At 67.5% G+C, this 13,636-nt stretch carries 11 protein-coding genes; 5 read left to right on the top strand and 6 right to left on the bottom strand.

Annotated elements, in window-relative coordinates; all coding sequences use genetic code 11:
- Positions 1-74: 74 nt before the first annotated feature.
- Genes LPB04_RS18350 through cphA (LPB04_RS18360) form a run of 3 tightly spaced genes read left to right on the top strand, consistent with a single transcriptional unit; the run spans position 75 to position 4,455 of the window.
- A complete protein-coding gene (locus tag LPB04_RS18350; RefSeq protein WP_193685936.1) occupies positions 75-986 on the top strand; it encodes an isoaspartyl peptidase/L-asparaginase in 912 nt (303 codons plus the stop codon).
- Complete coding sequence (locus LPB04_RS18355) at positions 983-1,867, top strand: cyanophycinase (protein ID WP_193685937.1); 885 nt, start codon at positions 983-985, stop codon at positions 1,865-1,867. Before LPB04_RS18350 ends, LPB04_RS18355 begins: the two co-directional genes overlap by 4 nt.
- Positions 1,864-4,455 (top strand): cyanophycin synthetase, encoded by a 2,592-nt coding sequence (gene cphA / locus LPB04_RS18360; protein WP_193685938.1) that lies wholly within the window; start codon positions 1,864-1,866, stop codon positions 4,453-4,455. The genes LPB04_RS18355 and cphA (LPB04_RS18360) overlap by 4 nt, the downstream gene beginning before the upstream one ends.
- Positions 4,456-4,716: 261 nt before the next feature.
- Here the strand turns inward: cphA (LPB04_RS18360) and cphA (LPB04_RS18365) are convergent, their stop codons facing one another.
- The 3 genes from cphA (LPB04_RS18365) to LPB04_RS18375 form a co-directional block, all read right to left on the bottom strand.
- A complete protein-coding gene (cphA, locus tag LPB04_RS18365; RefSeq protein WP_193685939.1) occupies positions 4,717-7,350 on the bottom strand; it encodes a cyanophycin synthetase in 2,634 nt (877 codons plus the stop codon).
- Positions 7,351-7,440: 90 nt separating this feature from the next.
- Positions 7,441-8,895 carry an iron-containing redox enzyme family protein gene (locus tag LPB04_RS18370; protein WP_227496470.1) on the bottom strand — a complete coding sequence of 485 codons (1,455 nt, stop codon included), beginning with the start codon at positions 8,893-8,895 and terminating at the stop codon, positions 7,441-7,443.
- 120 nt (positions 8,896-9,015) lie between these two features.
- Positions 9,016-10,182: a 6-phosphofructokinase gene (locus tag LPB04_RS18375; RefSeq protein WP_227496471.1), complete on the bottom strand. Its 1,167-nt coding sequence runs from the start codon at positions 10,180-10,182 to the stop codon at positions 9,016-9,018.
- A 196-nt stretch (positions 10,183-10,378) separates the two neighbouring features.
- Here LPB04_RS18375 and LPB04_RS18380 point away from each other — a divergent pair, with 196 nt between their 5' ends.
- The gene (locus LPB04_RS18380) at positions 10,379-11,899 is read left to right on the top strand and encodes an FAD-dependent monooxygenase (RefSeq protein ID WP_193685940.1); all 1,521 of its coding nucleotides are present in this window, start codon (positions 10,379-10,381) and stop codon (positions 11,897-11,899) included.
- 65 nt (positions 11,900-11,964) lie between these two features.
- Here LPB04_RS18380 and LPB04_RS18385 read toward each other — a convergent pair whose 3' ends face one another.
- Positions 11,965-12,123 carry a hypothetical protein gene (locus LPB04_RS18385; protein ID WP_193685941.1) on the bottom strand — a complete coding sequence of 53 codons (159 nt, stop codon included), beginning with the start codon at positions 12,121-12,123 and terminating at the stop codon, positions 11,965-11,967.
- Positions 12,124-12,349: 226 nt separating this feature from the next.
- On the opposite strand from LPB04_RS18385, the gene LPB04_RS18390 reads away from it, so the two are divergent.
- Positions 12,350-12,628 carry a hypothetical protein gene (locus LPB04_RS18390; protein ID WP_193685942.1) on the top strand — a complete coding sequence of 93 codons (279 nt, stop codon included), beginning with the start codon at positions 12,350-12,352 and terminating at the stop codon, positions 12,626-12,628.
- A 233-nt stretch (positions 12,629-12,861) separates the two neighbouring features.
- On the opposite strand, the gene LPB04_RS18395 is transcribed toward LPB04_RS18390, so the two are convergent.
- Positions 12,862-13,164 (bottom strand): putative quinol monooxygenase, encoded by a 303-nt coding sequence (locus LPB04_RS18395; protein ID WP_193685943.1) that lies wholly within the window; start codon positions 13,162-13,164, stop codon positions 12,862-12,864.
- A 171-nt stretch (positions 13,165-13,335) separates the two neighbouring features.
- On the bottom strand, positions 13,336-13,515 hold the full coding sequence (locus LPB04_RS18400; protein ID WP_193685944.1) for a hypothetical protein: 180 nt from the start codon (positions 13,513-13,515) through the stop codon (positions 13,336-13,338).
- Positions 13,516-13,636: the final 121 nt, after the last annotated feature.

The following is a 13,636-nucleotide window of genomic DNA, read 5'->3' on the forward strand; positions in this document are numbered from 1 at the left end:
TAGCGTTTTTATAATTCTCTCTTAGATCTGCCAAGCGCCACAAGCGTGAAGGCAACAACAGAGAGGAAGACATTTTGGGCAACAAGGAACAAGGATTCGCCATCGTCGTCCACGGCGGCGCGGGCGAACCGCTGGAGTTCGCCGACGGCTGCGAGCGTGCTGCGCGGCAGGCGCGCAGCAAACTGCTGGAGACGGGCGACGCCCTCGACGCCGCCATCGCCGCGGTCCTGGTGCTCGAAGAAGACGAACGTTTCAATGCCGGCACCGGTTCGGTGCTATGCCTGGACGGCGCCACCATCGAAATGGACGCCTCGATCATGGACACCCGCGGCCGCCTGGCCGCCGTCGCCGGCGTGCGCGACGTGCGCAACCCGGTCCTGCTGGCGCGCGCAGTGGCCGACACGCCGCACGTCTTCCTGGCCGGCGAAGGCGCCGACCGCCTCGCGCGCGCCCTCGGACTGGAGCGCGCGCAGCCCATCCGCGCCAGCCAGCGCGACAAACACCAGAAGCTGCTGAAGGAGCTGGCCGGCTCGGTGCCGGCCATGCCCGGCATCGACAACCGCCTGTTCGAGCGCTTCTGGAATTACAAGACCCCGCTGCAACTGCCGCCGAGCGCCGCCCACGACACGGTCGGTGCCGTCGTGCGCGGGCCGGATGGCCATTTCGCCGTGGCCGGTTCGACCGGCGGCTCGGCCCCTTCCCTGCTGGGACGGGTCGGCGATACCGCCATCATGGGCAGCGGCTTCTATGCCGGGCCGCTGGGCGCGATCGCCGCCACCGGCGTCGGCGAGCACATCGTGCGCCACATGCTGGCGCGCACCGTCTACGGCTATCTCGAACAGGGCATGCCGCTGCAGCTGGCCCTCCAGCGCGGCATCGACCTGATCGACAGGGACGTCGACACGGGCCTGATCGGCGTCACCAGAACGCAAGCTGCCTCCTGCAGCAACACGCATATGCCAATTGGGAAGATCGAACAGCAATGAAAACCGAACCACACCACACCGCATCGCACGGCCACCTCGTCATCATCGGCGGCCACGAGGACCGCAAGCACGGCAAGGAAATCCTGGCCCGTTTCGTCGAACTGGCGGGCGGGGAGAATGCCCGCATCGTCGTCATCACCGCCGCCAGCCAGATCGCCGAAGAGATGTGGGACCAGTACGACCAGGCCTTCGGCGACCTTGGCGTCCGCCAGCGCTTCCACCTGCCGCTGGCGAGCCGCCAGGACGCGAACGACGAAGCCAAGGTGCGCATGGTGGCCGAGGCCGACGGCATCTTCATGACCGGCGGCGACCAGAAGCGCCTGCTGGCCATCATCGGCGGCACTGCACTCGACGCCGAGATGCACACCGCGCTCAAGGTACGCGGCGCCTGCATCGGCGGCACCAGCGCCGGCGCCTCGGCCATGTCGGGCCATATGCTGGCCCAGGGCAAGACCGACCTGCTGCCCGAGAAGGGCGCGGTCAGCCTCGCGGCCGGACTCGGCTTCCTGCACCGCGTCGTCATCGACCAGCATTTTTCGGAGCGCCAGCGCCTGTCGCGGCTCCTGTCGGTGGTGGCGCAGAACCCGTATTTGCAGGGCATCGGGATCGACGAGGACACGGCCCTCGTGGTCGAGCGCGGACGCGGCATCGAGGTGCTGGGCGAAGGCTCGGTCACGGTGGTCGACGGCCGCACGATGGACACCAACATGGCCGACATCCAGGAGCGCGACACGCCTGAACTGATCGACGTGCGCCTGCACCTGCTGCCGGCCGGCAGCCGCTTTTACCTGCCGACGGACGACGAACCGCTGACCAAGCCGATGTCGCCCTCGCTGCGCGATTTCTTGGAAAATGTAACGAAACGGAACCCGATCTCATGAGAATTCTCGAACAACGCTTCCTGCGCGGCCCGAATCTGTACAGCGCCGCACCTTGCCTGATGGCGGTCGCCGATCCGGCCGGTCTCGACCTTGCGCCCGGGTTCGGCGCGCGTCTGCTGGCACTGCTGCCGGAGCTGTCGCCCGAAGTAGCGGCGCGCCTGGCCGGCATTCAGAATGCCGCGCAGGCGCTTGAACCAGTCGTGATGGAACTCCAGCGCCTGGCCGGCGCCCCGGCCGATTTCAGCCAGACCCTGGACGTGCCGCGCAAAACCGAGGTCCGGCGCGCCGTCTGCGGCTACCGTACCGAACAGGTGGCACGCCTCGCCTTCGACACGGCACTCGATCTGATCAAGGCCGTCGCGCGCGGCGAAGACTTCGATCTCGCCCGGGCCGTCGATGCGCTCCATGAAACGGCCGAGGATTATGCGATCGGCACCAGTACCGGCGCCGTGGTCAACGCGGCGCTCAAGCGCGGCATCCCCAGCCTGCGCATCACCGACGAAGCAAACCTGTTCCAGCTCGGCTGGGGCTCGAAGCAGAAGCGCCTGCAGGCGACCATCACCGGCGCCACCAACTCGATCGCGGTCGGCATCGCCAGCGACAAGCAGCTGACCAAGACCCTGCTCGAGCAGGCCGGCGTGCCGGTCCCGGGCGGCTCCACCGTCACCACGCTGGCGGACGCCCAGCGCGTGGCGCGCCGCCTGGGCGGCCCGGCCACCATCAAGCCGCTCGACGCCAACCAGGGCAAGGGCGTCACCACCACCTGCACCACGCCGGAGGAAGTCGAGCGCGCCTTCGAGCACGCCCGCAAGTACGGCCGCTACGTGATCGTCGAGGAATTCCTCGAAGGGCGCGACTACCGCGTGCTGGTCACCGGTAACAAGATCGCCGCCGCTTCCTGGCGCCGTCCGCCCTGCGTGACCGGCGACGGCAAATCCACCGTGCGCGAACTGGTCGAGGTCGAGAACCGCAACCCGGCGCGCGGCGAAGGCCACACGAATATTCTTACCAAGATCCCGCTGGATGACCTGGCGGCTTCCACGCTCGCGAAACAGGGCTATGGCTTCGATTCGATCGTACCAGGCGGCGTCAGCGTCGACCTGCGCGGCAACGCCAACCTGTCGACCGGCGGCACCGCCGAAGACGTGACCGACCTGCTGCCCGAAGAGACTCGCGAGATCTGCATCCGCGCCGCGCGCACCATCGGCCTCGATGTCGCCGGCATCGACGTGATCTGCCAGGACATCTCGCAGCCGCTGCGCGAACAGAAAGGCGGCATCATCGAAGTCAATGCCGCCCCGGGCATCCGTATGCACCAGTACCCGAGCCGAGGCACCCCGCGCGACGCCGGCGCGGCGATCGTCGAGGCCCTGTTCGGCGACAGCGACGGCCGCATCCCCGTGGTTGCCATCACCGGCACCAACGGCAAGACCACGACCTCGCTGCTGATCGCGCACGCCGCCCGCCTGTCGGGCCTGCGCACCGGCGTCACCACTACCGAGGGCGTCTACATCGACGGCCAGCTGACCATGAAGGGCGACTGCACCGGCTACCGCTCGGCACGCAGCCTGCTCACTTCCCCGGAAGTCGACTTTGCCGTGCTGGAAACGGCGCGCGGCGGCATCCTGAAACGCGGCCTTGCCTATGACCGCTGCGACGTCTCGGTGGTGCTGAACGTCTCCTCCGACCACCTGGGCCTGGACGGCGTCGAGACCATCGAGGACCTGGCGCGCGTGAAAGCGGTCGTCGCCCAGCGTGCTTCGCGCGCGGTGGTACTGAATGCCGAAGACGATTACTGCGTGGCCATGGCCAGGGACCTGGCGGAGAACGTCGAAGTCCTGTACTTCGCGCTGGATGAAGACAACCCGGTCCTGCTGCGCCACCTGGAGCGCGGCGGCCGCGGCGTCTACCTGGAAGACAACACCGTCGTGCTGGCGACCGGCGCGCGCCATGAAGCCCTGGTGGACGTGCGCCAGATGCCGGTCTCGCTGAACGGCTGCGCGCGCTACAACATCGCCAACGCCCTGGCCGCGACCGCCGCCCTGGCCGCGAGCGGCTTCGGCAACGCCGAGATCGTGGCCGGCATGCGCAGCTTCGTCTCGGACAGCAAGCACAACCCGTTGCGCTCGAACGTGTTCGACGTCGACGGCGTGACCGTCATCGTCGACTACGCCCACAACTGCGCTGCCTACGCCGCGCTGTCGGAAACGGCGCGCGCCATGACGCCGGGCCGGGTGGTCGGCGTGGTCGCCGCCCCGGGCGACCGCCGCGACGCCGACCTGGTCGACGTCGGCCGCACCTGCGCCGCCGGCTTCGACGAGCTGGTCGTATACGAGACCGAGAACCGCGGCCGCTCCGAGGGCGAAGTGGCCGCTTTGCTGGTGCAGGGTGCGCGCCTGGGCCGCGTTGCCCAGGACAAGCTGTCCTGCGAGCTGGACGTGCACCGCGCGATCCGCAAGGGTTTGTCGCTGTGCCAGCCCGGCGACGTGCTGGTGTTCGGCTGCGGGTCGTCGATTTCGGAACTGACGGAGGCGCTGCGGCCGACCAGGCCGGAGATTGCGCAGCGGATCGAGGCGGAAGCGGTGTGATTCTTGCTGCCGGTGGATGCGAGGGCGGCCCGGGGGCCGCTCTTTTTTCTTGCTTCGCCGGTAGGCAAACGGTGTAACGCGTGGGCTCGGAGAGCCCACCCTACGGTGCACCACGGTCTCGACTCAACCCGGCGATGGCCGTGCACCGTAGGGTGGGCACTTGTGCCCACGCGGATCACCGCCCGCACAAGGCCTGCGTTCGCAATGGCCACCTGCAAAAAACCCCGCACACGGCGGGGTTCTTCATTCGGGCGACAACTATCAGACCGTCTGCGCCTCGATCCTGTCCGCACTCTCCGGATCGTCCACGCGCAATGCGTCGATGAAGGTCTTCAGCGAAGACCCGCAGGCAAACACCAGCACGTCCCCAGCGCGGCACAGCGACAGGCCGAGGCGGATCGCCTTGTCGACCTCGATCTCGCGATGCGTCGTATCCGACGGCCCGACCACCTTCTCGATGCCTTCGATGATCAGGTCGACTGCGCCGCCGACCTCGCGCCCGCGGCTTTGCGACTCATAGACCACCAGCTCGTCGAAGCGCTCGCCGCAGACTTCCCCGATCTGGACCAGGTCGCTGTCGCGGCGGTCGCCGGGCGCGGTCACGATGCCGACCAGCTGGCCCGGCAGCAGCGCGCGCGCCATTTCGGCCAGCGCCGCGTAGGCCGCCGGGTTGTGGGCGTAGTCGACGATCACGGTCACGCCGCGCACGTCGAACACGTTCGTGCGCAGCGGGTTGGTCTTGCTGTCGGAGACGAAGGTCGACAGGCCGGCGGCGATCTGCAGGTTCGAGAAGCCCGAGGCCATCAGCGCCGCGCTGGCCGCCAGTGCGTTGGCGATGTTGTAGCGCGCGCGGCCGCCGAAGGTCGAGGGCATGGCCTCGACCCGCATCAGTTCCTGGTGCAGGGTGCCGTCGGCGATGACGATGGCGTTGTCCTGCAGGTAGGCGCCGCGGCCTCCGTCTTCCAGGTGCTGCAGGAAGGTCGGGTTTTCGGCGTCCATCGAGAAGAAGATGATTTCCGCGCCCGGCCTGGCGCGGCGCGCCATCGACACGCACAGCGCATCCTCGGCATTGAGCACGACCGCCTTCGACGCCGAGGTGGCCACCACCGCCTTGACTTGCGCCAGGTCTTCGATGGTGTCGACCCCGTCCAGCCCCAGGTGGTCTCCGGCGACGTTCAGCACGACGCCGACGTCGCACTGGTCGAAAGCCAGGCCGCGCTTCAGGATGCCGCCGCGCGCCGTTTCCAGCACGGCGAAGTCGACGTCCGGGGCCGACAGCACGGTGCGGGCCGACCAGTAGCCGGTGCAGTCGCCCTTGACCAGGCGCTTGCCGTTGACGAACACGCCTTCGGTGGTGGTGACGCCCGTGCCCAGGCCCGCGACGCGCGCCGCGTGGGCGATCATCAGGGTGGTCGTGGTCTTGCCGTTGGTGCCGGTGACGGCGACCACCGGAATGCGGCCGTTCGATGGGCCCATCAGGCCGTCGACGATGGCCTCGCCCGCGTCGCGCGGCAGGCCGGCGCTCGGGTGCTGGTGCATCCGGATGCCGGGCGCGGCATTGACTTCGATCACCGCCCCACCCTGCTCGTCCAGCGGCAAGGCGATGTCGCGGCAGACGATGTCGATGCCGGCCACGTCCAGGCCGATCTTGCTGGCCGCGCGCACGCACAGGGCGCGCGTCGATTCGGGCAGGAGGTCGGTCACGTCTTCGGCGGTGCCGCCGGTCGAGAGGTTGGCATTGCTGCGCAGTTCGACGCAGACGCCCGGCGCCGGCACGGAATCAGGCGCGTAGCCCTGGCGGCGCAGCATGTCCTCGGCGTGGGCGTCGAGCGCGAGGCGGGTCAGCACATTGCTGTGGCCCGCGCCGCGCGCCGGGTTCTGGTTTTCGATCTCGACCAGTTCCGTGATGGTCGACACGCCGTCGCCGGTCACGTGGGCCGGACGGCGCAAGGAAGCGGCGGCAATGCGGCCGCCAGCCACCAGCACGCGGTAGTCGCGGCCCTCGACGAAACGCTCGACGATGATGCGGCGTCCGTATTCGCGCGCGAATGCGAAGGCTTTCTCGACTTCCTCCGGCGTCGAGCACCTGGTGGTGACGCCCTTGCCCTGGTTGCCGTCGAGCGGCTTCAGCGTGACCGGCACCCGCAGGCGGCGCGCGATGCGCTGCGCCTCTTCCAGCGCGGTGACGGTGCCGCCTTCGGGTACCGGCACGCCGGCTTCCATCAGCAGCGCCTTGGTCAGCTGCTTGTCGCTGGCGATTTTGACCGCGACGTAGCTGGTGTCGCCGGTGGTCGTGGCCTGCAGGCGCTTCTGCTTCGAGCCCCAGCCCAGCTGGAACAGGTTCGCCTCGTCGGTGATGCGCGTGTACGGAATGCCGCGCTCGTGGGCCGCGGCCAGCACGGCAGCCGTGCTGGTGCCGATGGCATAGCGCGAGCCCAGGGAACGCAGCTCCTGCAGGCGCGGCTCGATGTCGAATTCCTCGCCGCCCGCCAGCGCCGTGACCAGGTCGACCGCCAGCTGGAAGCTCGGCTCGGCCAGCTTTTCGATCGCATACTGCACCACCACGCGGTACTGGCCCGGGCGCCCGGCGGCCGGGCGCGTGCGGCCATAGCCGACCGTCGGGCCGGCCAGCGACTGCAGGGCCAGGGTGACGTGTTCGACCACGCGCGCCAGGTAGGTGCCGGCGCGCAGGCGCTGGGCGAAGCCGCCCGGCTGGCCGGTCGGCAGCAGCTGGCCGTGCAGGGACGGCAGCGCCGCCAGCAGCGCGTCGTTGAAGCCGGGGATGTCTTTCGAGGAGACGCCGTACAGGTCTTCCAGGTCGATCAGGCTGAGCAGGCAGGGGGTGTCCGCGTGGACGTTCGGTCCGCGCAGGAATCGTTGTTCGAGGATGTACACGAGAATGTCCCTATTGTTGGAATTTTATGTAGTCGACGGCCGCCGCTCTCCGCGTGGGGGCGGCGGCCGCTTGCTTGCGTGTTGAGGGCTTTAACTGTCCAGGAGCTGGGTGTACATGCGGGTCGCCATCAGGCCGGCGGCCGTATGGTGGCCCGCAGGCGTCATCAGCTCGAGCAGCAGCGCCATCGCTTCCGCCTTGCCGGCGGCGGAGGCGACGCGGCCTTCGAGCAGCGCCAGTTCGTTGTCCGACTCGCTGTCGCGTGCCGCCCGACGGCGGATCAGGCCGCGCTCGGGGAAGTTGGTGCTGCGGTCGGCGTGCTGGCCCAGGTTGTCCAGGGTGCGCTGGCGCGCGCGCCAGGTCAGCGTGCGTTCCTGTTTGACGGTGGCGCCCGGCGCCGTGACGATCCAGTCGCGCAGCACCTGCAGTTCGTAGGCCGAGAAGACGCCGAACATCTCGGCGCGTTCGCCTTCGACCAGGCGCCAGAAGCGGCTGTTCTCCACCTCTTCGCCGCGCTTGATCCAGCCTGCCGTTTCCATGGCCGACAGGAAGCCCGGGATCTGGCCCGGTTCGGCCAGCCAGTCGTTGACCGAGCGGCCGGCGACGCGGCAGTAGTCGGAGTGCATGTTCTTGCCGACCCTGCTCTTCTGGGCCAGGACGGTCACCACTTCTTCCTGCAGGTCGAAGTCGGCGATCACGGAATTCGTGCTCGCGCCCAGTTCGTTGAGGCGGTAGCCGTCGAGCACGCGCTTGTAGAAGGCGGCGCGGTCGCCGACGCGCGGCATCAGGTCGAGCAGGGCCTGCACCGCCTTTTGCGCGTGGCCGGTGGCGGCATTGTCGACCGTGACGTGCAGCTGGAAATAATAGGGGTCGATGCCGAATTCGTTCAGTTCATACGAGGTAATCAGGAGGTGCAGCGGCAGCTGCTCGTAGCCGAGGTTGAAGCCGATGACCTCCGGCAGAAAGCGCTCGGCGTTATGGCCCAGGGCCAGTTGGATCGCGCCCTGCACGAAATGGTCGTCGCTCAGCTGCTCCCAGTTGTCGATGCCGTGGGTAGCGAGCAGCTTGCGGTAGATCGTGACATGGTTCTTGTCCGGCACGCCCTCGCCCAGCTCTTCGAGATAGGTCTTGATCAGCGGGTGGAAGTCAGGGCTGTCCCAGTTCCTGAGCATGCCGTACAGCCAGGATCCGTCGACCAGCTTGGTCGGCGCGGCCGACTTGATGAAATTCAGCGCATGCGCCTTGTTGGAGAAATAGCGGCGCGGCGCACCGCCCTTGCGGGCCGCCAGGTATTCGCGGTACTGGATGCCGACGGCTTCACTGCGCGCCTCGATCCAGGCCGGGAGCTGGGCCAGGGTGGGCGGCAGGTCGGCCGGGATGTCCTGCACGGCGGCGATCTGGTCGCGCAGGAAGGCCTCGCCGGCGCGGGCGTTGTGCTGCGGGTCGGCGTACAGGGCGAAGTACAGGTCCCGCGCGCGCGCATGCGCGTGCACGCGGCGTGCGGCCTGGACGGATTCTTGTACATCGGTAACGGGCGATGGCATCATAAACGTTTGTTCACAATCTTGTTGAATGATCACCGGAATTATCCGGGCTGGGCCATGCACCGCACATCGGCACGCACCCTCAATGCATGTAAGACAAGCCTTACAAAAATGCAAAAATGTTCACACTCGGTGCAACTGCGGGGTGTGCGAGGGCTCGTCGCCGAGGCAAATGCCCAGATCACGTGCGGTTGCGACCGTGTCGCCATCGACCGGCACCAGCCTGGTGCGCCCGGCGACAGCATCCAGGGGCACCAGTTCGATCGTTTGCGGCCCGAGCGCGACCATGACCCCATCCTGTCCGGCAGCCAGCGCGCGCACCGCGGCCGCGCCGAATCGGGCGGCGATCACCCGGTCGAAGGCCGAGGGAGGGCCGCCGCGCAGCAAGTGTCCAAGCACGACGCTGCGGCATTCTTTTGTCGTGAGCGCAGCCAGCTGCGCCTCCACACGCGCGCCGATGCCGCCGAGGCGCTCGGCGTGCCCGGCCGCGGCCCCTTGCCGCACTTCGCGCGCGCCACCCTCCTGCTGCGCGCCCTCGGCCACGACCACGATCGCATGGTGGTGGCCGGCCGCATCGCGCCGCGCGATCGCTTCCAGCACCGCCTCGATCCGGTAGGGGATTTCAGGAATCAGGATCGCATGGGCGCCGCCGGCGATGCCCGCATGCAGGGCGATCCAGCCTGCGTAGCGGCCCATCACCTCGACCACCATCACGCGGTGCTGGCTGTGCGCCGTCGTGTGCAGGCGGTCGATGCATTCGGCGGCGAAGCCCACCGCGGTATCGAAACCGAAGGTGAAGAAGGTCCGGTCGAGGTCGTTGTCGATGGTCTTCGGCACCCCGGCCACGCGCAGGCCCTGGGTATGCAGGGCCTGGGCGATCCCCATCGAGCCGTCGCCGCCGCAGATCACCAGTGCGTCGAGCCCGCGCGCGCGGCACAGGGCGACGACTTCCGCCGTACGGTCGCGCTCCACGACTTGCCCGTCCGCACCGGGCGTCGGATAGTGGAGCGGATTGCCGCGGTTGGTGCTGCCGAGGATGGTGCCGCCGAGGTGGCCGATCGATTGCACGTCCAGGGCGCGCAGGCGCGTCACCGGTTCCCCGGCGCAGGTGTCGGGCGCGAGCAGCCCGTTGAAACCGTCGCGGATGCCGTGGCACTCCCAGCCGAGGCGCCCGGCCGCGAGCACGACGGCGCGGATCACGCCGTTCAGCCCGGGCGCGTCGCCGCCTCCAGTCAGCACGCCGATGCGGCCGATGGGTGCGGGGATCGATTTCGCTGCTTGCGCGGCCACCTTGCCTCCCGTTCAGGATCGCCAATACGAGCATGATGCGGGCGTGTGGAGCACGGCGGCGCACGCATGCGCAAAGCCAACGCCGTCGCAGGCCGGACGACGGACAGGCGGCGATACGCTTGCATGCATGTGCAGTGAGCCGAACAGGCGTAGCATGTACTCCATTGTGTCTTCAGTCGGGCACAGGGAGACGGCGATGAAGCAGTCCGAAGTCCTGATCGTAGGCGCCGGCCCGAGCGGCCTGGTACTGGCCCTGTGGCTGAAGGCCTTCGGTGTCGGGGTGCGCATCGTCGATGCCGCAAGCGGGCCCGGCACCACCTCGCGCGCCCTTGCCGTGCAGGCGCGCACGCTCGAGCTCTACCGCCAGCTCGACCTGGCGCAGGCGGTCGTGGACGCAGGCCATCCGATCGAGTTTTTCAATCTCTGGGCCGAAGGCAAGCATCGCGCGCGCATCCCGCTCGGCGCGATCGGCGCCGGCCTGACGCCCTACCCTTTCTTCTTCATTTACCCGCAGGACCGCCATGAGCAGCTGCTGGTCGAGCGCCTGGCGGCGGCCGGCCTCGAAGTCGAGCGCAGCACTACGCTGGCCGGCTTCGAGGAGCGGGGCGACCTGGTCGAGGCCAGGCTTGTCGATGGGAACGGCCGCGAGGAAGTGTGCGCCGCCCGTTACCTGATCGGCTGCGACGGCGCCCACTCAAAGGTACGCAATGTCATGGGAGTCGGCTTCCCGGGCGGCACCTATCGCCAGGTCTTCTACGTGGCCGACATCGAGGGCGACAGCCCCGCCCTGAACGGCGAGCTCAACATCGACCTGGACGAAGCGGACCTGCTCGCCGTGTTCGCCACCGCGCCCCAGGGCCGCGGGCGGCTGGTGGGTACCGTGCGCGACGACCGCGCCGAACAGGCGGAGACCCTGCAGTTTTCCGATGTCAGCCAGCGGGCGATCGACAACCTGATGATCAGCGTCCGGATGGTGAACTGGTTCTCGACCTACCGCGTGCACCACCGCGTCGCCGAGCACTTCCGGCGCGGACGCGCCTTCCTCGTCGGCGACGCCGGCCATATCCACAGTCCGGCCGGGGGCCAGGGCATGAACACCGGCATCGGCGACGCGATCAATCTCGCCTGGAAGCTGGCCGCCGTCCTGCACAAGCAGGCGCCCGAGGAGCTGCTCGACAGCTATGAAGCCGAACGCCTGCCCTTCGCACAACGCCTGGTGCACACGACCGACCGCGCCTTCAGCTTCCTCACGGCCGATGGTCCCGTCGCCGAGATCGTGCGCACCGGCATCGTCCCGCGCCTGATGCCCCTGGTCGGCAAGCTGCCCGCCGCACGCGAATTCCTGTTTCGCACGATCTCGCAAACCCTGGTGCATTACCGGACCGCGCCGCTGAATGCGGGCCATGCCGGCAAGGTACACGGCGGCGACCGCCTGCCCTGGGTGCAGTTCGACGGCGGCGACAATTTCGCGCCGCTGCCGCGCCTGGGCTGGCAAGTCCATGTCTACGGTGAGGTGGGCGCGGAACTGGCGACCTGGTGCGCGCTGCACGGCGTGGCCCTGCGCCGCTATGACTGGAACGAGGCTTGCGCCGAAGCCGGCCTCGCACGCGACGCCGTCTACCTGCTGCGCCCGGATACGTATGTCGGCCTGGCCGCCGGCACGCCGTCGGTCGCGCTGCTGGACGACTACCTGCGCGCGAACGGGCTCAGGCTGTAGGGCCAGATCGCGGCAGGCGCAATGCGGGGCGGCCTAATGCGAGGCAGGCTTGATGCGAGGTGGGCTCAATGCTTTTTGCCGCCGCCCGAGACCTTGTTTTCGGTCGCCCAGGCGCGGCGCTTGGCTTCGGCCGGCGCAACGCCCTTCTTCTCATAGCCTTCCTCGATATGCCTGGCCTGGCGTTTCTGCTTGTCGGTATAGGACGATTTATCTCCCTGGGGCATGATGATTTCTCCTCGTGGCAAGGGTTTGGCATCGGCCGCGACGGCGGCCGCATGGTGAGAAATTTAGCATTTCGCCATCGAACGCCGGCGCACCTTTCCAATTGTCATCAACTAGCCAGAGCGGAAATTTACATCAGGCAAAGCTGCGCCACCTCAGCCGGTTTGGCGCGATGATCGAGCCTTCCGCGTTCGCGTTCGCGCTCGCGCCCACCACCATCGGAGAACCATGGACCTCACCGTCAACAACAGCACCACCGCCGCCACCCTCGTCACCGTCTTCGCCGAACTCCAGGACGGCCGCTTCGTCGCCAAGGTCATGCCGGAAACCGACGTGCCCTACACGCCCTATTTCGAGAACGAACTCGACCAGGTGATCGTCTACATCGCGCCGAACGATGAGCAGTTGCAGGCCATCCTTGCCGCCCTCAACGAACGGCGCCTGCCCTTCGGCGACCTGCAGAATTATGGTGCGGCCGGCGGCGGCACCTCGACCATTCCGGTTTGAACCGGGCGGCAACTGCCGCGCTGCGGCGTGCCGGGCCTGATGAGAGTTCCTGTTTTCGCCTGGAGCAACAACATCGTGCGCCAGGCGATTCGGACGTCCGGTATCGACCGCTTGAATGCGCACCCCTGAGCAGTCCTTGCCGATTCCAGAAAGCGGTCGTTCAAGGCCCGCGTCAAGCTGCCACCCGCTGGCGCCGCCAGTGAGCCGACGGCTCGAGCGACTTGGTGGGCTGCTCAGCCCGGCAGCTTTGCCGCAAGAACGTCCACCTTTTCGATTGACGGCGGCTTGGCAAATAACTCACCTGCTTTTTCCATGAGCGCGGCCGCGACGGCGCCGGAAAGATGAGCTTGCCGCCCAGCCTCATCTGGAAACGCGTCAAAGATGCCGAAGGTCGACGGCCCCAGGCGGATGCCGAACCAGGCTGTAGTAGCCGGCTCTGCCTGAACGAGGGGAAGACCATTCAACAGAAAGTTCTCTACGTCTTTCTCCTTACCCGGCTTGGCTTCCAGACGCACGAACAACGCGAGTTTGACCATGATATATCTCCTGTTGTGAACAAGACATCACTTCACCCACTTTCCAGCAAGCCCCATGCAATGATGATCGGTCCGCCACCAGTTGCGGCTTAGTCGCCTTCTTCACGTGGGCGCAAGCAGTCTACCGGCAAAGGACCGATACCGCCCCGAAGCGGACGGGCAACTGTCGAACTATGGCTCGCGTCCTTTGTCGCGCTCTGGCGTCTCTGGAGTAAGCGGAACAAACGGGCCTTGCATACGACGCTTCAGATAACGCTCGCCATCTGGGGAATTGAAAGCCTTCCACAACCTGAAGGCCACATAGGCAATAAAAACCACGGTGATCGTCAGACCGATTGCGCGTACGTCCATTGCTTTCTCCTCAGGTGTCTGTTCTGGTTGAAATTGGCCACCTGGACAAGCATATCAGCTTACCAAGCCGACAAGATCACGTCGTGACCAACTTTCGCTATCAACGGCCGATAGCGGACGA

It is taken from the genome of Massilia litorea (assembly GCF_015101885.1).
GTDB classification, from domain to species: domain Bacteria; phylum Pseudomonadota; class Gammaproteobacteria; order Burkholderiales; family Burkholderiaceae_D; genus Telluria; species Telluria litorea.

What these genes read in the sequence shown, in the direction of transcription:
- LPB04_RS18355 (WP_193685937.1), top strand. Translation starts at nt 983, where the DNA reads ATGAAAACCGAACCACACCACACCGCATCGCACGGCCACCTCGTCATC.
- cphA (WP_193685938.1), top strand. Translation starts at nt 1,864, where the DNA reads ATGAGAATTCTCGAACAACGCTTCCTGCGCGGCCCGAATCTGTACAGC.
- LPB04_RS18370 (WP_227496470.1), bottom strand. Translation starts at nt 8,895, where the DNA reads ATGATGCCATCGCCCGTTACCGATGTACAAGAATCCGTCCAGGCCGCA.
- LPB04_RS18380 (WP_193685940.1), top strand. Translation starts at nt 10,379, where the DNA reads ATGAAGCAGTCCGAAGTCCTGATCGTAGGCGCCGGCCCGAGCGGCCTG.
- LPB04_RS18385 (WP_193685941.1), bottom strand. Translation starts at nt 12,123, where the DNA reads ATGCCCCAGGGAGATAAATCGTCCTATACCGACAAGCAGAAACGCCAG.
- LPB04_RS18390 (WP_193685942.1), top strand. Translation starts at nt 12,350, where the DNA reads ATGGACCTCACCGTCAACAACAGCACCACCGCCGCCACCCTCGTCACC.
- LPB04_RS18395 (WP_193685943.1), bottom strand. Translation starts at nt 13,164, where the DNA reads ATGGTCAAACTCGCGTTGTTCGTGCGTCTGGAAGCCAAGCCGGGTAAG.
- LPB04_RS18400 (WP_193685944.1), bottom strand. Translation starts at nt 13,515, where the DNA reads ATGGACGTACGCGCAATCGGTCTGACGATCACCGTGGTTTTTATTGCC.